This is a genomic window from Paracraurococcus lichenis (assembly GCF_030657435.1).
GTDB lineage: Bacteria > Pseudomonadota > Alphaproteobacteria > Acetobacterales > Acetobacteraceae > Paracraurococcus > Paracraurococcus lichenis.
Genome location: NZ_JAUTWS010000014.1, coordinates 143,706 through 164,269, shown reverse-complemented (window position 1 = coordinate 164,269; position 20,564 = coordinate 143,706). Strand labels below are relative to the sequence as shown.

Annotated in this window: 19 protein-coding genes; 15 read left to right on the top strand and 4 right to left on the bottom strand. The window is 72.1% G+C overall.

From position 1 onward, the window contains the following. The first annotated feature begins 310 nt into the window (after nt 1–310). Nucleotides 311–736 carry a PRC-barrel domain-containing protein gene (locus tag Q7A36_RS16580; RefSeq protein ID WP_305104837.1) on the top strand — a complete coding sequence of 142 codons (426 nt, stop codon included), beginning with the start codon at nt 311–313 and terminating at the stop codon, nt 734–736. On the opposite strand, the gene Q7A36_RS16575 is transcribed toward Q7A36_RS16580, so the two are convergent. After that, entirely contained in the window at nt 737–1,309 is a 573-nt protein-coding gene (locus tag Q7A36_RS16575; protein ID WP_305104836.1) for a flavodoxin family protein, read from the bottom strand. Between the two features lie 166 nt (nt 1,310–1,475). Between Q7A36_RS16575 and dapB the strand changes: the two genes are divergently transcribed. From dapB to trmB, 3 genes are all read left to right on the top strand, one after another. Next, complete coding sequence (gene dapB, locus Q7A36_RS16570) at nt 1,476–2,252, top strand: 4-hydroxy-tetrahydrodipicolinate reductase (RefSeq protein WP_305104835.1); 777 nt, start codon at nt 1,476–1,478, stop codon at nt 2,250–2,252. A gap of 193 nt (nt 2,253–2,445) precedes the next feature. Next, nucleotides 2,446–3,633, top strand: coding sequence for a methionine adenosyltransferase (gene metK / locus Q7A36_RS16565; protein ID WP_305104834.1), 1,188 nt, complete (start codon nt 2,446–2,448; stop codon nt 3,631–3,633). A 158-nt stretch (nt 3,634–3,791) separates the two neighbouring features. Continuing rightward, nucleotides 3,792–4,502, top strand: a complete 711-nt coding sequence (gene trmB, locus Q7A36_RS16560; protein WP_305104833.1) for a tRNA (guanine(46)-N(7))-methyltransferase TrmB — start codon at nt 3,792–3,794, stop codon at nt 4,500–4,502. A gap of 411 nt (nt 4,503–4,913) precedes the next feature. Here the strand turns inward: trmB and Q7A36_RS16555 are convergent, their stop codons facing one another. Together Q7A36_RS16555 and Q7A36_RS16550 are read right to left on the bottom strand one after the other, a co-directional pair. Then, the gene (locus tag Q7A36_RS16555; protein ID WP_305104832.1) at nt 4,914–5,249 is read right to left on the bottom strand and encodes a hypothetical protein; all 336 of its coding nucleotides are present in this window, start codon (nt 5,247–5,249) and stop codon (nt 4,914–4,916) included. 571 nt (nt 5,250–5,820) lie between these two features. Next, complete coding sequence (locus Q7A36_RS16550) at nt 5,821–6,696, bottom strand: hypothetical protein (protein WP_305104831.1); 876 nt, start codon at nt 6,694–6,696, stop codon at nt 5,821–5,823. A 260-nt stretch (nt 6,697–6,956) separates the two neighbouring features. Here Q7A36_RS16550 and Q7A36_RS16545 point away from each other — a divergent pair, with 260 nt between their 5' ends. From Q7A36_RS16545 to rsmA, 11 genes are all read left to right on the top strand, one after another. Continuing rightward, nucleotides 6,957–8,075: a BMP family ABC transporter substrate-binding protein gene (locus Q7A36_RS16545; RefSeq protein WP_305104830.1), complete on the top strand. Its 1,119-nt coding sequence runs from the start codon at nt 6,957–6,959 to the stop codon at nt 8,073–8,075. A 7-nt stretch (nt 8,076–8,082) separates the two neighbouring features. Further along, entirely contained in the window at nt 8,083–9,198 is a 1,116-nt protein-coding gene (locus Q7A36_RS16540; protein ID WP_305104829.1) for an ABC transporter permease, read from the top strand. Next, nucleotides 9,198–10,112, top strand: a complete 915-nt coding sequence (locus Q7A36_RS16535; protein WP_305104828.1) for an ABC transporter permease — start codon at nt 9,198–9,200, stop codon at nt 10,110–10,112. Before Q7A36_RS16540 ends, Q7A36_RS16535 begins: the two co-directional genes overlap by 1 nt. A gap of 25 nt (nt 10,113–10,137) precedes the next feature. Continuing rightward, complete coding sequence (locus Q7A36_RS16530) at nt 10,138–11,154, top strand: formamidase (RefSeq protein ID WP_305104827.1); 1,017 nt, start codon at nt 10,138–10,140, stop codon at nt 11,152–11,154. A 156-nt stretch (nt 11,155–11,310) separates the two neighbouring features. Further along, nucleotides 11,311–11,982, top strand: a complete 672-nt coding sequence (gene biuH / locus Q7A36_RS16525; protein WP_305104826.1) for a biuret amidohydrolase — start codon at nt 11,311–11,313, stop codon at nt 11,980–11,982. After that, nucleotides 11,979–13,493 (top strand): ABC transporter ATP-binding protein, encoded by a 1,515-nt coding sequence (locus Q7A36_RS16520; protein WP_305104825.1) that lies wholly within the window; start codon nt 11,979–11,981, stop codon nt 13,491–13,493. The genes biuH and Q7A36_RS16520 overlap by 4 nt, the downstream gene beginning before the upstream one ends. A 181-nt stretch (nt 13,494–13,674) precedes the next feature. Further along, nucleotides 13,675–15,024, top strand: coding sequence for a transcriptional regulator PpsR (gene ppsR / locus Q7A36_RS16515; protein ID WP_305104824.1), 1,350 nt, complete (start codon nt 13,675–13,677; stop codon nt 15,022–15,024). Then, nucleotides 15,021–17,264 carry a GAF domain-containing protein gene (locus Q7A36_RS16510; RefSeq protein ID WP_305104823.1) on the top strand — a complete coding sequence of 748 codons (2,244 nt, stop codon included), beginning with the start codon at nt 15,021–15,023 and terminating at the stop codon, nt 17,262–17,264. Before ppsR ends, Q7A36_RS16510 begins: the two co-directional genes overlap by 4 nt. Further along, a complete protein-coding gene (locus tag Q7A36_RS16505) occupies nt 17,261–17,875 on the top strand; it encodes a biliverdin-producing heme oxygenase (protein WP_305104822.1) in 615 nt (204 codons plus the stop codon). The genes Q7A36_RS16510 and Q7A36_RS16505 overlap by 4 nt, the downstream gene beginning before the upstream one ends. Nucleotides 17,876–17,909: 34 nt before the next feature. After that, the gene (locus Q7A36_RS16500) at nt 17,910–19,229 is read left to right on the top strand and encodes a peptidylprolyl isomerase (RefSeq protein WP_305104821.1); all 1,320 of its coding nucleotides are present in this window, start codon (nt 17,910–17,912) and stop codon (nt 19,227–19,229) included. Beyond that, nucleotides 19,226–20,056, top strand: a complete 831-nt coding sequence (gene rsmA / locus Q7A36_RS16495; protein ID WP_305104838.1) for a 16S rRNA (adenine(1518)-N(6)/adenine(1519)-N(6))-dimethyltransferase RsmA — start codon at nt 19,226–19,228, stop codon at nt 20,054–20,056. The genes Q7A36_RS16500 and rsmA overlap by 4 nt, the downstream gene beginning before the upstream one ends. Before the next feature lie 22 nt (nt 20,057–20,078). Here the strand turns inward: rsmA and Q7A36_RS16490 are convergent, their stop codons facing one another. Then, entirely contained in the window at nt 20,079–20,555 is a 477-nt protein-coding gene (locus Q7A36_RS16490; protein WP_305104820.1) for a hypothetical protein, read from the bottom strand. Between the last annotated feature and the right edge of the window lie 9 nt (nt 20,556–20,564).

The following is a 20,564-nucleotide window of genomic DNA, read 5'->3' as shown; positions in this document are numbered from 1 at the left end:
GCGCTAGAGCATTCTCCCGCTGACCCTGCAGCTTGAGAATGCTCTAGGCTTTTGATTTGCAGAGCAGATTCACGCCTCCGAGCGTTTCCGTTCTGCGGCGATCTGCTCTGGCGCCCGGCCCCGTCGCCGAACCGATTCGGATCGATCGATTCGGCGGGAACCGCCATCGGGGCGCGGCGTTCTGACAGCCGACCGTCGCATCCCCCCAGCGGCGGTTCTGGCAGGCGGCGGTGCGGACGCGGTCCCACCCGCACCGCCGCCCGCCCCCCCCCCGCCCCGGAATCCCTGTCCCGACATCGAGGAGCGCCGGATGGCCCGAACGGAAGGCGCCGTCACGCCCGGCCTCGCCGCCGAGGATCCCGCGCCGGACGAGCCCCGCCCCCTGATCGCCGCCGGCAAGGTCGCCGGCACGCCGGTCTTCGGCCAGGACGGCGGGCAGCTCGGCACGATCGAGGATGTCATGCTCGACAAGCGTTCCGGCCGGGTCGCCTATGCCGTGATGAGCTTCGGCGGCTTCCTCGGCTTCGGGGAGCGCTTCCACCCGCTGCCCTGGTCGGTCCTCCGCTACGACACCGCGCGCGGCGGCTATGCCGTGGACCTCGACCCCGACCGTCTCCGGGATGCGCCGGCCTATACGGCGGCGGAAATGCCGGACTGGTCCGGCGGCGACTGGGGAAGGCGGGTGGACGACTACTGGGGCGCCCGCTCGATCTGGGGCGCCCCCGGCTCCTCCTGATCAGCCGAGGAGGCGCTTCGCCTGCTCGGCCACCCGGGCACCGAAGAGCCGTGCCGTCTCGAGGTCGCCGGCATTCATCTCCTCGACCGAGGCATCCGCCGGCGTCGCCGCCAGCGCGCCGGTGAAGCCGCCCAGCCGGTTCACCGCATCCGGCGGCGTGGCCTTCTGGCTCGCCGGCGGCATGCCGGTGCCGACCCAGAGCATGCCGTGCTGCATGGCCAGGGTGACGAAGTACTGGAGGGTCGAGAACTTGTCGCCGTTGGGCGAGGCGGAGTTGGTGAAGCCGGCCGCCAGCTTGTCCTGCCAGGCGCGGACGAACCAGGGCTTGGACGTCGCGTCGGCGAATTTTTTGAACTGCCAGGAGGACCCGCCCATATAGGTGGGCGAGCCGAAGATGATGGCGTCAGCGGCGGCCAACGCCTCCCAGCCGCCTTCGGGCAGGTTGCCCTCGGCATCGATCCGGATCGCCTGGGCCTCGATGCCCGGGACGCCGGCGGCGCCCGCCAGGACGGATTGCGCCAGACGGTCGGTATGGCCGTAGCCGGAATGGTAGACGACGGCGAGCTTCGCCATGGGATGATCTCCTGCAGGTCCGCATCGGGACGTGCCGCAGGGATGATCCGGACCGGTCTCGTTCTCCAATCGATAGGGTGAATGATGGCGATCACCGCGGCGGGGCCTTGCTGCCGCTGCGGCCCGCGGCCATGAGCAGCCTTTCCGTCCCGGGGGAGATAGACCTATGCCCGTCCGCATCGGCATCGCCGGCATCGCCGGCCGCATGGGCCGCCTGCTGGCCGAGGAGGCGCTCGCGGCCGGCGCCGCGCTCGCCGGCGGCACGCGCCGCGAGGCCGGCGCGGCGGCGGGGCTGCCGGCGCCCGTGCTGCCGGACATCGGCGCCCTCTTCGCCGCGAGCGACGTGGTCATCGACTTCACCCATGCCTCCGCCGCGGCGGCGCATGTCGCGGCCGCGGCCGCGGCCGGCAGGCCCTTCGTGCTCGGCACCAGCGGCCTCTCGGCGGAGCAGGAGGCGGCGGTGGCCGCGGCGGCGCGGCAGGTCCCGATCGTCTACGCCGCCAATTTCGCCCCCGGCGTGAACCTCTTCCTGGCGATCGCCGAGCGCATGGCCGCCGCCCTGCCGCCGGAGCAGTACGACGCCGAGATCGTCGAGATGCACCACCGGCAGAAGGTGGACGCCCCCTCCGGCACCGCCGTCGCGCTGGGGCGGGCCGTGGCGCGCGGCCGCGGCACGACGCTGGAGGCGGCCGGGACCGAGAGCGGGCGGGACGGCCATACCGGCGCGCGCGGGACCGGCAGCATCGGCTTCGCCGCGTTGCGCGGCGGGCAGGTGGTGGGCGAGCACACGCTGCTCTTCGCCGCGGCCTCCGAGCACATCGCGTTGACCCATCGCAGTTTCGACCGACGGGTCTATGCAACGGGGGCGGTGCGCGCCGCGCTCTGGCTGCAGGGCAAGGCGCCAGGGCTCTACGACATGAAGCATGTGCTCGGCATGGCCTGACACCCCCGCGGGATGGCGAGCAGGCTGTTCCACCACATAAGCATGTCTTTATATCTTTGGCCTTGACCCCCTCCACCTTGGCTGCGAAACAGCCGGGGACCGGGTGGGGTGCGCGGCGCAGCCCGCACCCCCGCCGGTGAGGCCAGGCCGGGGCCCGCCGGTGTCCCCGCGCGACAAGAGGACGAACGACGCCATGCGCGACAAGGGCGAATACCTTTTCACGTCTGAATCCGTCTCGGAGGGCCATCCCGACAAGGTCGCCGACCGGATCTCGGACACCGTCATCGACGCCTACCTGGCCGCCGATCCCTATGCCCGCGTTGCCTGCGAGACGCTCGTCACCACCAACCGCATCATCCTCGCCGGCGAGGTGCGCGGCCCCGACAGCGTGATGCAGGGGCTCGAGGAGAAGGTCCGCGCCGCGGTGAAGGACATCGGCTACGACCAGGAAGGCTTCTCCTGGCGGCATGCCGAGTTCCAGAACTACCTGCATGGCCAGTCCGCCGACATCGCGGTCGGCGTGGATGCCGCCGGCAACAAGGACGAGGGCGCCGGCGACCAGGGCATCATGTTCGGCTACGCGACGAACGAGACGCCCGACCTGATGCCCGCGCCGCTGCTCTACGCCCACCAGATCCTGCGCAAGATGGCGCAGTACCGGAAGGCCGGCGACGCCCGCGCCAAGGGGCTCGAGCCCGATGCGAAGTCCCAGGTGACGCTGCGCTACGTGGACGGCAAGCCGGTCGGCGTCACCTGCGTCGTCGTCTCCACCCAGCATGCCGAGGGCCTGGAGCAGGCCGAGATCAAGGAGCTCATCCGCCCGATCGTGAAGGAGGTGCTGCCGGCCGGCTGGTTCCCGCCGGAGCCCGAGTTCTACGTCAACCCCACGGGCAAGTTCGTCATCGGCGGGCCGGACGGCGACACCGGCCTCACGGGCCGCAAGATCATCGTCGACACCTATGGCGGTGCGGCCCCGCATGGCGGCGGCGCCTTCAGCGGCAAGGACCCGACCAAGGTCGACCGCTCGGCGGCCTATGCCGCGCGCTACGTGGCGAAGAACGTGGTGGCGGCGGGCCTCGCCGATCGCTGCACCATCCAGGTCTCCTACGCCATCGGCGTCTCCAAGCCGCTCTCGGTCTATTTCGACCTGCACGGCACGGGCAAGGACATCGACGAGGTGAAGCTCGCCTCCGTGGTGCAGGAGATGGTGAACCTCTCCCCGCGCGGCATCCGCGAGATGCTGCGCATGAACCGGCCGATCTATGCGGTGACCAGCGCCTATGGCCATTTCGGCCAGGCGCCGGACCTCAAGGCCGATACCTTCACCTGGGAGCGCACGGATATCCTGGCGCCCGAGCTGAAGCGCGCCTTCGGGCGGTGATGGCAGGGGGGAGAAGGAGGGAACTCCTTCTCCCCCCTGCACCCCCCACAACCTCCTTTTTCTCCGAGTCTGCAGGTTGAACCTGCAAACCCACAGAAAAAGGTAGGGTGGGTGTGGGAGGGGAGTTCCCTCCCCTCCCACCTGGCGTACATCGCCGCATGACCGCTGATCGTCCCCCCCTCGCCGAGGGCGTGCCCGACCGCCTCTACGGCCGCCGCCGCAGCCATCCCCTCCGCCCGCGCCAGCAGCGTCTGCTGGACGAGACCCTGCCCCGCCTGCGCCTCTCGCCCGCCGGGGCCACCGACCCGCGCGCCGCCTTCGCCATCCCCGTCGAGGCGCTCTGGCTCGAGGTCGGCTTCGGCGGCGGGGAGCATGCGCTGGCGCATGTCGAGGCCAACCCGCGGGTCGGGTACATCGCCTCCGAGGTCTTCGAGAACGGCCTCTGCTCCCTGCTCTCCCGCCTGGTGGAGGAGGGGGAGGAGGCGACCGGGCCGTTGCCGCCCAACCTCCGGCTCTGGCCGCAGGATGCGCGGCACCTGCTCGGACTGCTGCCGCCGGCCTCGCTGGACCGGCTCTTCCTGATGTTCCCCGATCCCTGGCCCAAGGCGCGGCACGCCAAGCGGCGCTTCGTCCATCCGGCGCTGCTGCCGGTGGTGGCGCGGGTGCTGCGGCCGGGCGGGGAGTGGCGGATCGCCACCGACGACCCGACCTACCAGGCCTGGACCGCCGAGGTCATGGCGGCGCAGGACCTCTTCGACGTTCCGCCACCGGCCACGGCCCGGCCCGAGGGCTGGCCGCCCACCCGCTACGAGGCCAAGGCGCTGCGGGAGGGCCGCCATCCGCTCTACTGGCGCCTGCTCCGGCGGTGATCCCGCGGTGCGTCGCCCGATCCGGCGGGCCGGTAGGGGCCACGCCGTCACCGCCCGCGCCGCGACGGCGCCGGGCGGACCACGCTCCACCGCCGCCATCACGACATGCGCCGCGTCGTCCGCGGGCAGCCAGTCCCTGGCGTCCGGCGGCAGCAGGACGGCCCGGTCGCGGCCGAACGGACTGAACCCTGTCATGTCCGCCAGAGGCGCCGCTTCCAGGCCGGACAGGAACCCGGCAGCCTGCCAGGCAGGCGTTCTTGCATGGCGGTTGACCACAGCGGGCGCGGACCCCGGAGTGCGCGGCGAAGCCATCATGGAACGTGGCTGCCCGGCCTGGCCGAACGGCGATGCACCCGGCGCTGGCTCCGACGCCGGGGCCACCCGAGATCGGACCGCCGCCTGGGCGGTCAGTCAGCGGCGCTCGGTTCCGCTCGGCAGAATGGTGCCGTCATCGTTCACCTTGACTTTCACCTCCTGACCGGAGGCGTTCTTGCCCGCCAGTTCGTAGACCGGGCGGGTGTAGATGGTCATCTTCTCCGCCCGCGTGACCGGCGCCCCGAGTTCGCGCTGCGCCGCCTGCAGGACCATCGGCGGAACCTCGGACAGTCGGATCTCCTGCCCGAGGTGCTCCTTCGCCTCGGGGGAGGGCTGGACCTGCCCATGACGCGCGCTCGCCCCTTGGTCCTGCTGCTGCGCCAGAGCCGCAGGCGCGGCGAGGACCGCCGCCGCGAGCGTCGCGGCGATCATCCCGGATGTGATGCTCCTCATGTTCTTCCTCCCCGTCTGCGGGTCCTGCCCCGCACATCCGGCGACGCGGATGGGCCGATACGCTCACGGGCAGGACAGAGGCAGAACCGATGCGGTCGATGCGGGTTCTCGCTGCGGGACGCAAAATGTTTCAGGCAGAGCTTCCCTCATGTCCGCGGGCGACCAGGCATGACTGTGCCTCGCCCGGGTCCGAGGGTCTGGACCGGCGGAACAACCCACCGCGTAAGCCCGGAGCGGCGGCCTCGCCGCGTATCAGCCGCAGCCTCACCTGGCGCCGAGCGGGCGCCGGCGGATCCGGGGCCGCCCCGCCCTCGCATGACAGGCGCGTCCACCACCGCGTCTCGGTCCCTGCCAGGACAAATCGCCATCCAGGGAAACCGGGTGCAGCCCGGAGCATTCCCGCGCCGCAGGATCATTGCGAGAATGCTTCAGGGCTGCCGCGGGCTGCCCTGAATTCCGGCGCCAATTGCCAGCGGGATATGCTCTTTGCGCGCCCGGCCGGCGCCGCGCGCGCGGCCGGGGCGCCGGCAGGCTGCCCCGGCCCGGCCGCTCAGAAGTGGTAGCGGGCGGCGACGAAGACCGTGCTGGCGAGCGCGCCCGGCACCGTCTCGTGGTTGTTGCCGAACTTGTTCAGCCAGTACTGGTAGCCGAGCGAGACGTCGAGCTTGTGCGGCTTGTCGAAGGCGAGCGCGCCGAGATCGAGGGTCAGGCGCGGCTCGGTCAGCACCTCGGTCTTGGTGCCCGCCCCGAAGCCGTCCTTGCCCTTCGGCCCGACGACGTTGAAGAAGCCCTGGAAGTTCAGCGGCAGGCCGGTGAAGGCGAGCGGGATGGCCCAGACCATCTCGGCCTCGAAGGCCGGGTCGAAGGTGACCGGCTTGTCCACGATGCCGTTGTTGTTCCACTCCTTCGAGAAGTGCAGGGCGATGTTGAGGAAGCCCGGCGTGTTGAAGTGGAAGTTCGGGCCGACCACCAGCAGCTTCTTGGAGGAGGCGAATTCCGTGTTCTTGGTGTTGCCGTCGAAGCCGACCTGGAAGGAGACGTCGCGCAGCACCGGGTTCAGGCTGAACATCGTGCTGCGGGTGGCCATGTTCAGGCTGAGGTCGCCGCGATAGAGGCCGTAGAACTCGACCGCCTGGTTGCCGTGCTTGCCCTGGCTGCCCGTCGGGTCGTTGTCGGCGGAGAAGAGCACGTCCATGTTGACGAAGTTGCTCCACATCTTGCCGCCGTCGACATAGGTCAGCGTCACGATGTGCTTCGGCACCATGCCGCGGATCCCCGGCTCGCGGTAATTCGGGCCGTAGCGGTACTCGGCCGAGGTGTCGTCGAAGCCGGGCGTCGCGGCCTCCTCGGTCTCGCTTTGCGCGAAGGCGGTGAGCGGTGCGGCCAGCAGGGCCGCGGCGAGGAGCGCAGTGGAGACTATCCGCATCGACAAGATCCTTCCCCCGAGGGATGCGTGCCGGCCCGGACAGGCCCGGGGCCGCGGCGCAGCGCTGCGCCGGCCCAGGTGAGGGCAACAAATGTGCCACAATTTTATGTGATATAAACATGTTTTGAAACACGCCGTTGCCCGAATTCCAGGCAGCACCCGGCACCGATCCAGGCGCCGCCGCCCGATGCGGTGCTGGCACGAGGGTTGCTGATCCCGTCCCATGCCGGCCTGCCGCCGGAGCCCTGGGAGAGCGACCGATGCCCCTCGACGAGCCGATGCCCCGCCGCCGCCTGCTCCAGGGCGCCGCCCTCGCCGCGCCCGCCCTCGCTCTCGGCCTGCCCCGGCCCGCCGCGGCCGCGACCACCACCATCGGCTTCATCTATGTCGGCCCGAAGGACGACTACGGCTACAACCAGGCGCATGCCGAGGCCGCCGCCGCGCTGAAGAAGCTGAAGGACATCAAGGTCGTCGAGGAGGAGAAGGTCGCCGAGACGGCAGATGTCGAGCGCACCATGGAGAGCATGATCAAGCTCGACGGCGCGACGCTGCTCTTCCCGACCTCCTTCGGCTATTTCGACCCCTACATGCTGCGCGTCGCCGCCAAGTACCCGAAGGTCGAGTTCCGCCACTGCGGCGGGCTCTGGCAGCAGGGCAAGCACCCGATGAACACGGGCAGCTATTTCGGCTATATCGGCATGGGCCAGTACCTCAACGGCATCGTCGCCGCGCATGCGACGAAGACCAAGAAGCTCGGCTTCGTCGCGGCCAAGCCCATCCCGCAGGTGCTGGTCAACGTGAACAGCTTCCTGCTCGGCGCCCGCTCGGTCGATCCCTCCATCACCGTGCAGGTCATCTTCACCGGCGAGTGGTCCATGCCGGTCAAGGAGGCGGAGGCGACCAACAGCCTCGCCGGTCAGGGCGTCGATGTCGTCACCTGCCATGTCGACGGCCCGAAGGTGGTGATCGAGACCGCCGAGCGGCGCGGCATGTTCACCTGCGGCTACCATGCCAACCAGGCCAAGCTCGCGCCGAAAGGCTATCTGACCGGCGCCGAGTGGAACTGGATCAAGGTCTACGAGGCCTTCGCCAAGGACATGCAGGCCGGCCGGGCGCCGGGCAATTTCGTCCGCGGCGGCATCGCCGAGGGCTTCGTGAAGATGTCGCCCTATGGCCCGGCGGTCCCGGCCGCGGCGAAGGAGCGCGCCGACAAGGTCAAGGCCGAGATCATGAAGGGCGGCTTCGCCGCCTTCCGCGGCCCGCTCCGCGACAACAAGGGCACTGTGGTGGTGCCCGAGGGCAAGGCGCTGCCCGAGACGGCGATCGAGCTGGAATCGACCAACTGGCTGGTCGAGGGCGTCATCGGCGCGATCGCCTGAGGCCGGCATGAGCAGCGCGGCCGAGGCGGTCGGCGCGATCTCGGGCGCGGATGTCGCGCCCGTCGATCGCTGGTATCCCTGGCGGCGGGCGGCCGAGGCGGGGCTCGCCCCGCTGCTCGCCCTGCTGGCCGCCTTCGCGGGCTTCGCGCTCTTCCTCCTCGCCCTCGACCGCTCGCCGGCCGAGTTCGTCGAGCTCGTCTGGCGCGGCGCCTTCGGCTCCTGGTTCTCCCTGCAGAACACGCTGCAGCGCGCGGCGCCGTTGCTGCTCACCGCGCTCTGCGTCGCCATCCCGGCGCGGCTCGGCCTCGTCATCATCGGCGGCGAGGCGGCGATCGCCCTCGGCGGGCTGGCCGCCATCGCCGCCGCGCTGCCCATCCTCGGCGCGCCCGCGCTCCTCGTCTGGGTGGTCATGGCCCTCGCCGGCATGGCGGCCGGCGCCGCCTGGATCGGCCTCTCCGGCTGGCTCCGGGCGCGGCGCGGGGTGAACGAGACCATCGCCTCCCTCGTCCTCGCCTATATCGGCATCGCGCTCTTCAACCACCTGGTCGAGGGGCTGCTGCGCGACCCGGCGAGCCTCAACAAGCCCTCCACCTGGGGCCTCGGCGACGAGCTCATGCTGCCGAAGCTGCCGGGCACCGACGTGCATCCCGGCCTGCTGCTCGGCCTGCTCGCCTGCATCGGCGCCTGGGTGCTGATCGCGCGCACCGCGCTCGGCTTCGCCGGGCGCGTCACCGGCGGCAACCTGCGGGCGGCGCAGTTGCAGGGCCTGCCGGTCGAGCGCCTCATGATCGGCGCCTGCCTGCTCGGCGGCGCCTGCGCCGGCCTCGCCGGCATGGTCGAGGTTGCGGCGGTGCATGGCCGGGCCAATGCCTCGCTCATCGCCGGCTATGGCTGGTCGGGCATCCTCATCGCCTTCCTCGCCCGCCACAACCCGCTCGCCATCATCCCGATGGCGGTGCTGCTCGGCGGGCTCGGCGCCGCGGGCGGCCTGCTGCAGCGGCGGATGGACCTGCCGGATGCGACGGTCCTGGTGCTGCAGGGCTTCATCTTCATCGCCATCCTCGCCAGCGACACGCTGCTCGGCCGCTTCGCCTGGTTCCAGCCGCGGAGGACGGAGGCCTGATGGACGCGATCGCCACCGTCCTCGTCGCCATGCTCGGCGGCGCGCTCCGCGTCAGCACGCCCTTCCTCTTCGTCTCGCTCGGTGAATGCCTGACCGAGCGCGCCGGGCGGATCAACCTGGGCAATGAGGGCGTCATGGTCTTCGGCGCCATGATCGCCTATGCCGTCAGCTACGAGACCGACAGCCCCTGGCTCGGCGTGCTGGCCGCCATGCTCGCGGGCATGGCCATCGGCGGCGTGCACGGCGCGGTCTGCGGCCTGAAGGGCGTCAACGACGTCGCCATGGGCATCGCCATCATGCTGGCGGGCACCGGCCTCGCCTTCTTCTTCGGCAAGCCCTATGTCCAGCCCTCGGCGCCGCTGCTGCCGAACATCCCGCTCGGCGCCTGGGCCGAGAGCCCGCAATTGCAAAACGCGCTCGCCGTCAGCCCGCTCCTCTTCCTCGGCATCGCCGCCGCCTTCGCCATGGCCTGGATGTTCCGCGCGACGCGGCTCGGGCTCCGCGTGCGGATCGTCGGCGAGAGCGAGGACGCCGCGCGCGCCCTCGGCCTGCCGGTCGGGCGCATGCGCTTCCTGGCGACGGCGGCCGGCAGCGCGCTGGCCGGCATCGGCGGCGCCTTCCTCTCGCTCTGCTATCCCGCGAGCTGGAACGAGGGCCTGTCCAGCGGCCAGGGCCTGATGGCGGTGGCGCTGGTGGTCTTCGCCCGCTGGAACCCGGTGCGTTGCATCACCGCCGCGCTGCTCTTCGGCGCGGCCGGCGCGCTCGGGCCGAGCCTGCAGACCATCGGCATCACCTGGGGCTACTACCTGTTCTACGCCGCGCCCTATGCCGTGACGCTGGCGATCCTGATCGCCACCGTGCGGCCGGGCCGGACGCTGAAGGGGATGCCGGGCGAGCTGTCCATCGGGCGCTGACCGGCCATTTGAGGGAGACATCGCCATGAACGGACTGGGTGGGCTGAACAAGTCGCCGAACGGCGTCGTGCTGGGCCTGGTGCAACTGCAGTTGCCGGTGATCGAGACCCGCGCCGACGTGACGCGCCAGGCGGAGCGGATCGCCGCCATGGTGGGCAAGGCACGCCGCAACATGCCGGGCATGGACCTGGTGGTCTTCCCGGAATACGCGCTGCACGGCCTGTCCATGGACACGCGGGACGAGGTGACCTGCTCGCTGGACGGGCCTGAGGTCGCGCTGTGGAAGGCGGCCTGCAGGGAACACGGGATCTGGGGCTGCTTCTCCCTGATGGAGCGGAACCCCGGCGGCTATCCCTACAACTCGGGCATCATCCTCGACGACAAGGGCGAACTGAAGCTCTACTACCGCAAGCTCCACCCCTGGGTGCCGGTGGAGCCCTGGGAGCCGGGCAATCTCGGCATCCCGGTGATCGAGGGGCCGAAGGGCGCGAAGATCGCGCTGATCATCTGCCATGACGGCATGTTCCCGGAGATGGCGCGCGAGGCCGCCTACAAGGGCGCCGAGATCATGCTGCGCACCGCCGGCTACACCGCGCCGATCCGCGAGGCCTGGCGCTTCACCAACCAGGCCAATGCCTTCCAGAACCTGATGGTGACGGCCAATGTCTGCATGTGCGGCAGCAACGGCACCTTCGACTCCATGGGGGAGGCGATGGTCTGCAATTTCGACGGCAGCATCATCGCCGATGGCAGGAACGGCCGCGCCGACGAGATCGTCACCGCCGAGGTCCGCCCCGACCTGGTGCGGGAGGCCCGGGCGCACTGGGCGGTGGAGAACAACATCTACCAGTTCGGCCATCGCGGCTTCACCGCGGTCGCGGGCGGGGCAGGGGACTGCCCCTACACCTACATGCAGGACCTGGTCGCCGGACAGTACCGCCTGCCCTGGGAGGACAGCGTGCGCTTCACCGACGGGACGAGCTGCGGCTTCCCGAAGCCGACGCGGCGCTACGGCGAGACCTACAAGGATGCCGCGGAGTGAGCGGGGGAGAGAGGGCTACCTCTCTCCCCCGCACCCCCTCTCACCGCTTTCTGGGAGTCGGGTGCCGCTGCGCGGCGGGTGCAGAACTCACAGAAAAAGGGTGGAGGGGTTCGGGGAGGAGGTTCCCCTCCTCCCCGACCTTCAGGGAGCCACAGCATGATCGACGCCAACCCCTATCCCTGGCCCTATGACGGCGACCTGCGCCCCGCCAACACGGCGCTCATCGTCATCGACATGCAGACCGATTTCTGCGGCCAGGGCGGCTATGTCGATGCCATGGGCTACGACCTCTCGCTCACCCGCGCGCCGATCGAGCCCATCCGCCGCGTCATGGCGGCGATGCGCGCGAAGGGCTGCCACGTCATCCATACGCGGGAGGGGCATCGCCCCGACCTCTCCGACCTGCCGGAGAACAAGCGCTGGCGCAGCCGGCGCATCGGCGCCGGCATCGGCGACCCGGGCCCCTGCGGCCGCATCCTGGTGCGCGGCGAGCCGGGCTGGGAGATCATCCCCGAGCTCGCGCCGCTGCCGGGCGAGGTCGTCATCGACAAGCCGGGCAAGGGCAGCTTCTGCGCCACCGACCTCGAGCTGATCCTCCGCACCCGGGGCATTACCAACCTCATCCTCACCGGCATCACCACCGATGTCTGCGTCAGCACCACCATGCGCGAGGCGAACGACCGCGGCTTCGAATGCCTGCTGCTGACGGATTGCTGCGGCGCCACCGACCCGGGCAACCATGCGGCGGCAATCAAGATGGTGACGATGCAGGGCGGCGTCTTCGGCGCGGTGGCGGACAGCGAGACGTTCCTGAAGGGCCTGGCATGACCACAGCCATCTCCATCGAGGCCATCGGCATCGACAAGCGCTTCGGCAGCTTCACCGCCCTCGACAAGGTGTCGCTGAAGGTCGCCCGAGGCTCGATGCATTTCCTGCTCGGCGAGAACGGCGCCGGCAAGTCCACGCTGGTGAAGTGCCTGCTCGGCTACTACCGCCCGGATGCCGGCAGCTTCCTGGTGGACGACAGGGAGGTCGAGATCGGCCGCCCCGCCGATGCCGATGCGCTCGGCCTCGGCATGGTCTACCAGCACTTCACCCTCGTCCCCGCCATGACGGTGGCGGAGAACCTGGTGATGTCCCGCGCCAACGTCCCCGCGGTGATCGACTGGGCGAAGGAGCGCGTGGCGCTCGACGCCTTTATGCGGCGCATGCCCTTCCAGGTGCCGCTGGATGCCGAGGTCGGCAGCCTCGCGGCCGGCGAGCGGCAGAAGACCGAGATCCTGAAGCAGCTCTACCTCGAGCGCCGGCTGCTGGTGCTGGACGAGCCGACCAGCGTGCTGACGCCGCAGGAGGCCGAGGAGATGCTGGGCCTGGTCCGCGGCCTCGCGCATTCCGGCGCCATCACCGCCATCGTCATCTCCCACAAGCTGAAGGAGGTCGCCCGCTTCGCCGACGAGGTGACGGTGCTCCGCCGCGGCCGCCGCACCGGCGGCGGGCCGGCCCGGGGGCTCACGCCTGCCGACATGACGGCGATGATGATCGGCGAGCCGCAGGCGCCCTCCGAGCCCGAGCGGCTCGGCGCGCCGGAGCCCGCGCCGCGGCTGGAACTGCGCGGGGTCACCACCCGGGGCGACCAGGGCCGCGCCGGCCTCGCGATCGAGTCCCTCGCCGTCCGCCCGCGGGAGATCGTCGGCATCGCCGGCGTCTCGGGCAATGGCCAGTCGGCGCTGGTGGAGGTGCTCGGCGGCCAGCGCGCCCCCTCGGGCGGCGCCATCCTGGTGGAGGGCGCGCCCTATGACGGCTCCCGCGACCTCGCCCAGGCCCGCGCGGTGCGCGTGCTGCCGGAGGAGCCGCTGCGCAACGGCTGCGTCCCGCGCATGAGCGTCGCCGAGAATCTCAATCTCCGCGCCTTCGACCGCGACGCCCGGGGCGGGAAGCGGTCCTGGCTCGACCGCCGCGGCATGGTGGGGCGGGCGAGGCGGCTGATGGGCGCCTACCGCGTCCGCGCCCCCTCGGCCGAGGCGCCGATCGGCGTGCTCTCCGGCGGCAATGTCCAGCGCTGCGTCCTGGCGCGGGAGCTGGACGGGGAGGTGCGGCTGCTGATCGTCGCCAATCCCTGCTTCGGCCTCGACGTGAAGGCGGTGGCGGAGGTCCGGGCGCGGATCATGGCGGCGCGCAATGCCGGCGCGGCGGTGCTGCTGGTCTCGGAGGACCTGGACGAGATCCTGGAACTGGCCGACCGGATCGTGGTCATGCATGGCGGCCGGGTGGTGCACGAGACGCCGGGGCAGGGCGCCGATGCGCAGTCCATCGGCGCCCATATGCTGGGATCTCATTAGCCGCGACTCGGCGCGGAAATCGCAATCGCGCATTGACGCCGGCGCTTGCCGGGCCCACACCTTGCAACGTGATCGTTGCGCCCCGCGTTACCCGGCGCATCAACCCGTTCGAGGATCACGGACCCATGGGCAAGGCCCTGGCCGCCTTCCACCCGCCCGATGGCCCGGGAAGGCCGCGTCGATGAGCCGCGTCACCATAGCCCAGCCGGATGTCACCCTGACCCTCGACATGGACGGGGTCATCCGCGGGGTCGCCCTCTCCGAGGCCATGACCGGCGAGGCGGTGCAGGACTGGGTCGGCCGCCCCTGGGCCGAGACCGTCGGCACCGTCGGCGTCGATCGCGTCCGCAGCATGGTCAACGACGCCCGCACCGCCGGCGTCTCCGCCTTCCACCAGCTCACCCAGCGCTTCCCGAGCGGCCTGGAAGTGCCGATGGAATACACCACCGTCCGGCTCGGCGGGCAGTCCGGCCTGGTCGCGGTGGGCAAGAACCTGCAGGCGGTGGCGGAGCTCCAGTCCCGTCTCCTCGCTGCCCAGCAGGCGCGGGAGCAGGACTACTGGAAGCTGCGGGAGATCGAGACCCGCTCCCGCCTGCTCTTCGACGCCTCCTCGGAAGCCGTGCTGCTGGTCCGCGCCGATACGCTCCGCGTGGTGGAGGCCAACCCGGCGGCCATCCGCAGCCTCGGCATCGCCCCGGGCTGGGAGGTGCTGAAGGAGGTCGCGCCGCGCGACCAGGAGACGGTCGAGACCATGCTGCTGCGCGCCCGCCGCCTCGGCCGCGTGCCCGGGATCATGGTGCGCATGGGGCCGGAGCAGGCGCCCTGGACCATGAAGGCCACCCTCATGGCCTCCGACCCCGCGCCGGTCTTCCTGCTGCAGCTCGCCCCGGTCGGCCTCGCGCCCGACCCCGTGCCGCCCGAGGCCGTGCAGCTCGAGGAGATCATCGAGCAGATCCCCGACGCCTTCCTGCTGCTGGACCGGCAGGGCGTGATCCGCCGCGCCAACCGGGCCTTCCTCGACCTCGCCCAGGCCGGCGCCCCGTCGCAAGTGATCGGCGAGTCGCTGGACCGCTGGCTGGCCCGCCCGGGCGCGACCCTGGCGGTGCTGCTCGGCCAGCTCCAGCAGCATGGCAGCGTCCGCCTCTTCGGCACCAGCCTCACCGGCGAGATGGGCGCGGAGGCGGAGGTCGAGATCTCCGCCGTGCTCGGCACCGGCGCGGCGGCGGACAGCGTCGCCGTCGTCATCCGCGACGTCAGCCGTCGCCTCGCGCCGGCGCCCTCGGACGACCCGCTGCGCCTCGCCCTTTCCGACATCACCGGCCAGGTCGGCCGCACCCCCCTGCCTGCCCTGGTCCGCGACACCGCGGCGGTGATCGAACGCCACTGCATCGACATCGCCCTGCAACTGGCCAATGGTCGACGGACGGCAGCGGCGGAATTACTGGGTCTCAGCCGCCAGAGCCTCTATATGAAGCTCAACCGCTACGGCCTCGATGCCGAGAGCGAGACGGGACGGGACGGGGATGGATGACGGGCCTGGCTTCGACAGCGTCCACTGCGCTGCCTTTCGGCCAGGCTGACCTCTCCAACTGCGAGCGGGAGCAGATCCACCTCTCTGCCTCCATCCAGCCGCACGGCGTCCTGCTGCTGCTGCGGGAACCCGACCTGACGGTGGTGCAGGCCAGCGCCAATGCCCCGGAATTCCTCGGGCTGGACCCGCTCGGCCGGCGGCTGGAGGCGTTGGGCGGCGATCTCGCCGCGCGCATCGCCCCGGTGCTGGCGCAGCGGCTGGACGCCATCCCGGCCGCGCTCCGCTGCACCGCCGGCTGGCCGGCGGCGACCTTCGACGGGCTGGTGCACCGCCCGGCCCCGCATGGCACGCCCGGCAGCGCGAAGGGCAGCGAGGCCGGCGCGGGCGTGATCCTGGAGCTGGAGCGGCCGGGCGAGGCGCCGGACCTCTCGCAGCGGGTGGAGAAGGCGCTCGCCGCCATCCTCTCCACCTATTCGCCGCGCATGCTCTGCGAGGAGACGGCGCGGATCTTCCGCGCCCTGACCGGCTATGACCGCGTCATGGTCTATCGCTTCGACGACGAGGGCCATGGCGAGGTGGTGGCGGAGCAGCGCCGGCCGGAGCTCGAGCCCTATCTCGGCAACCGCTACCCGGCCTCCGACATCCCGCAGATCGCGCGCCGCCTCTATGTCCGCAACCGCGTGCGCATGCTGGCCGATATCGGCTACGCGCCGGTGCCGCTGCTGCCGCGCCACTCGCCGCTGACGGGCGAGGACACCGACCTCTCGCTCTCCATGCTGCGCAGCATCTCGCCGATGCATGTGCAGTACATGAGGAACATGGGCGTGGCGGCGACCCTCGTCACCTCGCTGATGGTGGGCGGGCGGCTCTGGGGCCTCGTCGCCTGCCACCACAATACCCCGCGCAGCACGGCCTTCCCGATCCGCGCCGCCTGCGAGCTGCTGTCGGAGGCGGTCGGCGTGCGCCTCGCCGCGCTCGAGAGCTTCGTGCAGGCGCAGGCCGAGCTCGCCGTCCGGCGGCTCGAGCAGCGGATGATCGAGGCGATCGGGCGGGAGGGCGACTGGCGCGGCGCGCTGTTCGACCAGCCGCAGACCCTGCTGCAGCCGCTGAACGCCAATGGCGCCGCGCTGCTCTTCGAGGGCCAGGTGATCTTCGCCGGCGAGGTGCCCTCGACCGGCGAGCTGCGCGCGCTCGGCGCCTGGCTGGACGCGCAGCCGCGCGCGCCGGTGATCGCCCGCACGGCGCTGGCGCAGGAGGAGCCGCAATTCGCGGCGCTGACGCCCGGCGCCGCCGGCCTGCTGGCGACCCGGGTCTCCGAGACGCCGGGCGAATGGCTGATCTGGTTCCGGCCGGAGCAGGTGCAGACCGTCATCTGGGGCGGCGATCCCTTCAAGCCGGTGCTGGTCGGCGACGACCCCGCGCAGCTCTCGCCGCGCCGCTCCTTCGCGCAGTGGCACCAGGTGGTGGAGGGCACGGCGGAGCGCTGGACGCCGACCGATCTCGCCACCGCGCGGCTGATCGGCGACACCGTCACCGACGTGATCCTGCAGTTCCGCGCCGTGCGCATGCTGATCGCGCTCGACCAGCTCGAGCAGGTGCGCCGCCAGGTCGGCCGCGCCGACCAGCCGGCGGTGGTGGGGGATTCCGAGGGACGGATCCTGCTGGCGAACGACGCCTTCATCCGCCTGCTGCCGCCGGCGGCGACGGGCCTGGAGGACGCGCCGGCCGCGCCGAAGCGGCTGGAGGAGCTGCTGCCGCTCTTCGTCGAGCGGACCGATGTCGCGCTGCGCCTGCACGACGTGCTGCGGAACAAGCGGAGCTGGCGCGGCGAGGTGCATCTGCGCACCGCCAAGGGCGAGCTGCCGCTGCTGGTCCGCGCCGACCCGGTCTTCTCCGCGCCCGAGCGGGCGCTGGGCTTCGTCTTCATCTTCACCGACCTCTCCGACCGCAAGGCGGTCGAATCCGCCCGCCGTCGCTTCCAGGAGGGCATCCTGGAGAGCCACCGGCTGCGCGCCGGGCCGCTCGAATCCAAGTCCGACCTTGTCTACCGCACGCTGCTGCAGGCGGTGGTGGAGAATGCCCAGCTCGCGGCGCTCGAGATCACCGAGGGCGTCGAGGTCGCCCGCATCCCGGAGATGCTGGAGCAGGTCCGCATCTCCGCCCACCGCGCGGCGGAGGTGCTGGAAGGGCTGATCCGCCACGCCGCGCAGGAGCCTGGTGCGGGGCCGGCCCAGGAATGAGCGCGGCGGCAGCGGCGACGGCGCGCGACGCGCTGCGCGCGGCGACGGATGCGATCCATGCCCGGCTGCACGGGCTGCCCGCGCTGCAGGCCCTGGCAGAGGGGCGGATCGGCCGGGCGGGCTATGTCGCCCTGCTGCGGCGGCTGCTCGGCTTCCACGCGGCGGTGGAGGCGGCGCTGGCCGATGCCCCCTCCCTTGGCCCCTCCCTCATCCCCTGGGGCATCGACATCGCGCAGCGGCGGCGGGCCGGGCTGATCGAGGCCGACCTTGCCACGCTCGGGGCCGCGCTCGGGGCTTCCGCAGGGCCGGTGCCGCTCGCGCCGCTGCCGGCGCTCGGCACCGTGCCGCGCGCCCTCGGCTGCCTCTACGTGACGGAGGGCTCGACGCTCGGCGGCCGGCAGCTTGCCCGCGCGCTCGACGGGCTGCTGCCGCCGGGGGAGGCGGGGCGGCGCTTCCTGCTCGGCCATGGCGCCCGGCACGGGGCGATGTGGCGGGCCTGCTGCGCGGCGCTGGAGCATTGCGGCGCCGAGCCGGCGCGGCGGGCGGAGATGCTGGCGGCGGCGGAGGCGACCTTCCTCGCCTTCGAGGCCTGGTTCGCCGGCGCGCCCTAGCCCTCCCGCCGCTTGCCTTGTAGAGAGCGGGGCCATGCCGCGCTCCCCGCTCCGCGCCCGATCCCTCCTGCTGCCCCTGGCCCTGCTGCTGGCGGCGCCCGCCTTCGGGCAGCGCGCGGCGGCGCAGCTTCCGCCGCAATCCCAGGCGGCCGCCCAGGCCAACCGCATCGTCGCCGTCGTGAACGGCGAGGTGGTGAGCCGCGCCGACGTGATCGGCCGCGCCCGGCTCTTCGCCCTCAATGCCGGCATCGCCGTGGCGCCGGAGACGCTGGACCGCCTGACCCCCCAGGTCACCCGCCTGCTGGTCGATGAGCGCCTGCGCATGCAGGAGGTGCAGCGCCGCCGCATCCCGGTGACCGATGCCGATATCGCGGACGCGATCGGCGAGCTCGAGAAGCGCAACAACCTGCCGCCCGGCAACCTGCGCGCCCAGCTCACCCAGATCGGCGTCGCGCCGCGCGTGCTCTATGACCAGATCCGCACCCAGATCGGCTGGGCGCGGCTGCTGCGCCAGCAGCTCGGCCCCACGGCCGAGCCGAGCGAGGCCGAGGTGCAGGAGGCCATCCGCAGCGCCCAGGCGCGGGTCGGCGAGCCGGAATACCTGGTCTCCGAGATCTTCATCCCCGTCGACGACCCCGCGGCCGAGGCGGAGGCGCGGCGCTTCGTCGAGGACGTGATCGGCCAGCTCCGGCGCGGCACGCCCTTCCCGATCGCCGCCACCCAGTTCAGCCAGGCGCAGACCGCGCTGCAGGGTGGCGACATGGGCTGGGTGCGCAAGGAGGAGCTGGACCCCGAGGTCTTCACCGTCATCGAGCGCATGCCGCCCGGCGCCGTCAGCAACCCCATCCGCGTGCCCGGCGGCTTCCAGATCGTCGCCCTGCGGCAGAAGCGCGAGAGCGGGCGCGACCTGGCGACGCTGATCACCATGCGCCAGGCCTTCTTCCCCTTCGCCGGCACGCTGGACCCGAACGCCCCGACGCAGCAGCAGCGCGACCAGGTGGAGAAGGCGCAGCGGCTGGCCGCCGGGGCGCGGGGCTGCGAGGCCGTGGAGGCCGCGGCGCGCGGCGCCGGCGGCGACCGGCCGGTCGATCCCGGCACGATCCGGCTGGAGACCCTGAACCCGCCGCCGCTGAAGAACCTGCTGGCGGGCCTGGCGCCCGGCAAGGCCTCCCAGCCCATCCTGACGCCGGACGGCGTGCTGGTGATGATGGTCTGCAGCCGGGAGCAGCGGAACCTGGCGGAGCTGACGCCCGACCAGGCGAAGCAGCAGCTCCTTCGCGACCGGGTGGAGAACCTGTCCCGCCAGTTGCAGCGCGACCTGCGCCGGCGCGCCCAGATCGAGATGCGGAGCTGAGCGGGACGCTTCCTTCGCTCCGGGAGACCATCGCCCGGCACGGGCTGGATGCGCGCAAGTCGCTCGGCCAGCATTTCCTGCTGGACGAGGCGCTGTGCCGCCGGATCGCCGCCCTGGCGGGCGACCTGGAGGGGCGGCAGGTGCTGGAGGTGGGGCCGGGTCCGGGCGGGCTAACCCGCGCCCTGCTCGCCTCCCCGGCCGCGGCTGTCACGGCGGTGGAGCTGGACCGGCGCGCGGTGGCGGCGCTGGCGGAGCTGGAGGCGGCCTTCCCCGGGCGGCTCCGCGTCATCGAGGCGGATGCGCTGACCATCGACCCGGCCGCGCTGCTGCCGGCACCCCGGAAGATCGTCGCCAACCTGCCCTACAACGTGGCGACGCCGCTGCTGGTCGGCTGGCTGCGCGGCGCCGCGGCGCTGGAGGGCATGGCGCTGATGTTCCAGCAGGAGGTGGCCGAGCGCATCTGCGCCGCCCCGGACACCGAGGCCTATGGGCGGCTGGCCGTGCTGTCGCAGTGGCGCTGCCGCTGCGGCCTGCTGCTGCGCCTGCCGCCCGGCGCCTTCAGCCCGGCCCCGAAGGTCTGGTCGGCGGTGGTGGGCTTCGTCCCGCATCCGGAGGATCCCGGCCCGGCGCTGTTCCGTGCCATGGAACGGCTGACCGCGGCCGCCTTCGGCCAGCGGCGAAAGATGCTGCGGGGGGCGCTGAAGACCCTGGGCGATGCCGAGGGGCTGCTGGCCGCCGCCGGCATCGAGGGGCAGCGGCGGGCGGAGACGCTGACGGTGGCGGAGTTCGACCGCATGGCGCGGGCGCTGCTGGCGCGCGGGGGGTGACGGCCGGCCCCGCCGCGCGGCCTCAGAAGTTGGCCGGCGGCAGGGCCGGCAGGCCGAAGGCGGCCAGGTTGCGCAGCCGGACGAATCCCTCCCGGCTCAGCCTGATCTCGGCCTCCGTGCCGCAATCGGCCGCGGCATCGGTCGGTCCGCCGGCCCAGCGGAGATGCAGCATGGCGCCGCCGGGCTCGACGGCGACGACCAGCAGGCTGCCCGGGGCCTGCCGCATCGCCGCGGCGTCGAAGCGGCAGGCCTCGCCCTCCGCCCGCGCCTGCAGCCCCTGCCCGGCGAGCCGCATGGCCTCGACCGCCGTGGCCACCCCGGGCGCCGGCTGCATGCGCGACTCCGGGAGGTAGCGGATCATCTCGCCGGGCCCGACCTGCAGCGCGGCCTCGCCCCGATCGAGCGCCGCGATCGCCAGGCCGCAGCCGAGCGCGGTGAGCCCGAGGGCGGGCGGCGCGGCGGCGAGGAGGTGCTGGAACAGGCGGTGGGCGAGGGACATGCGAGGGCT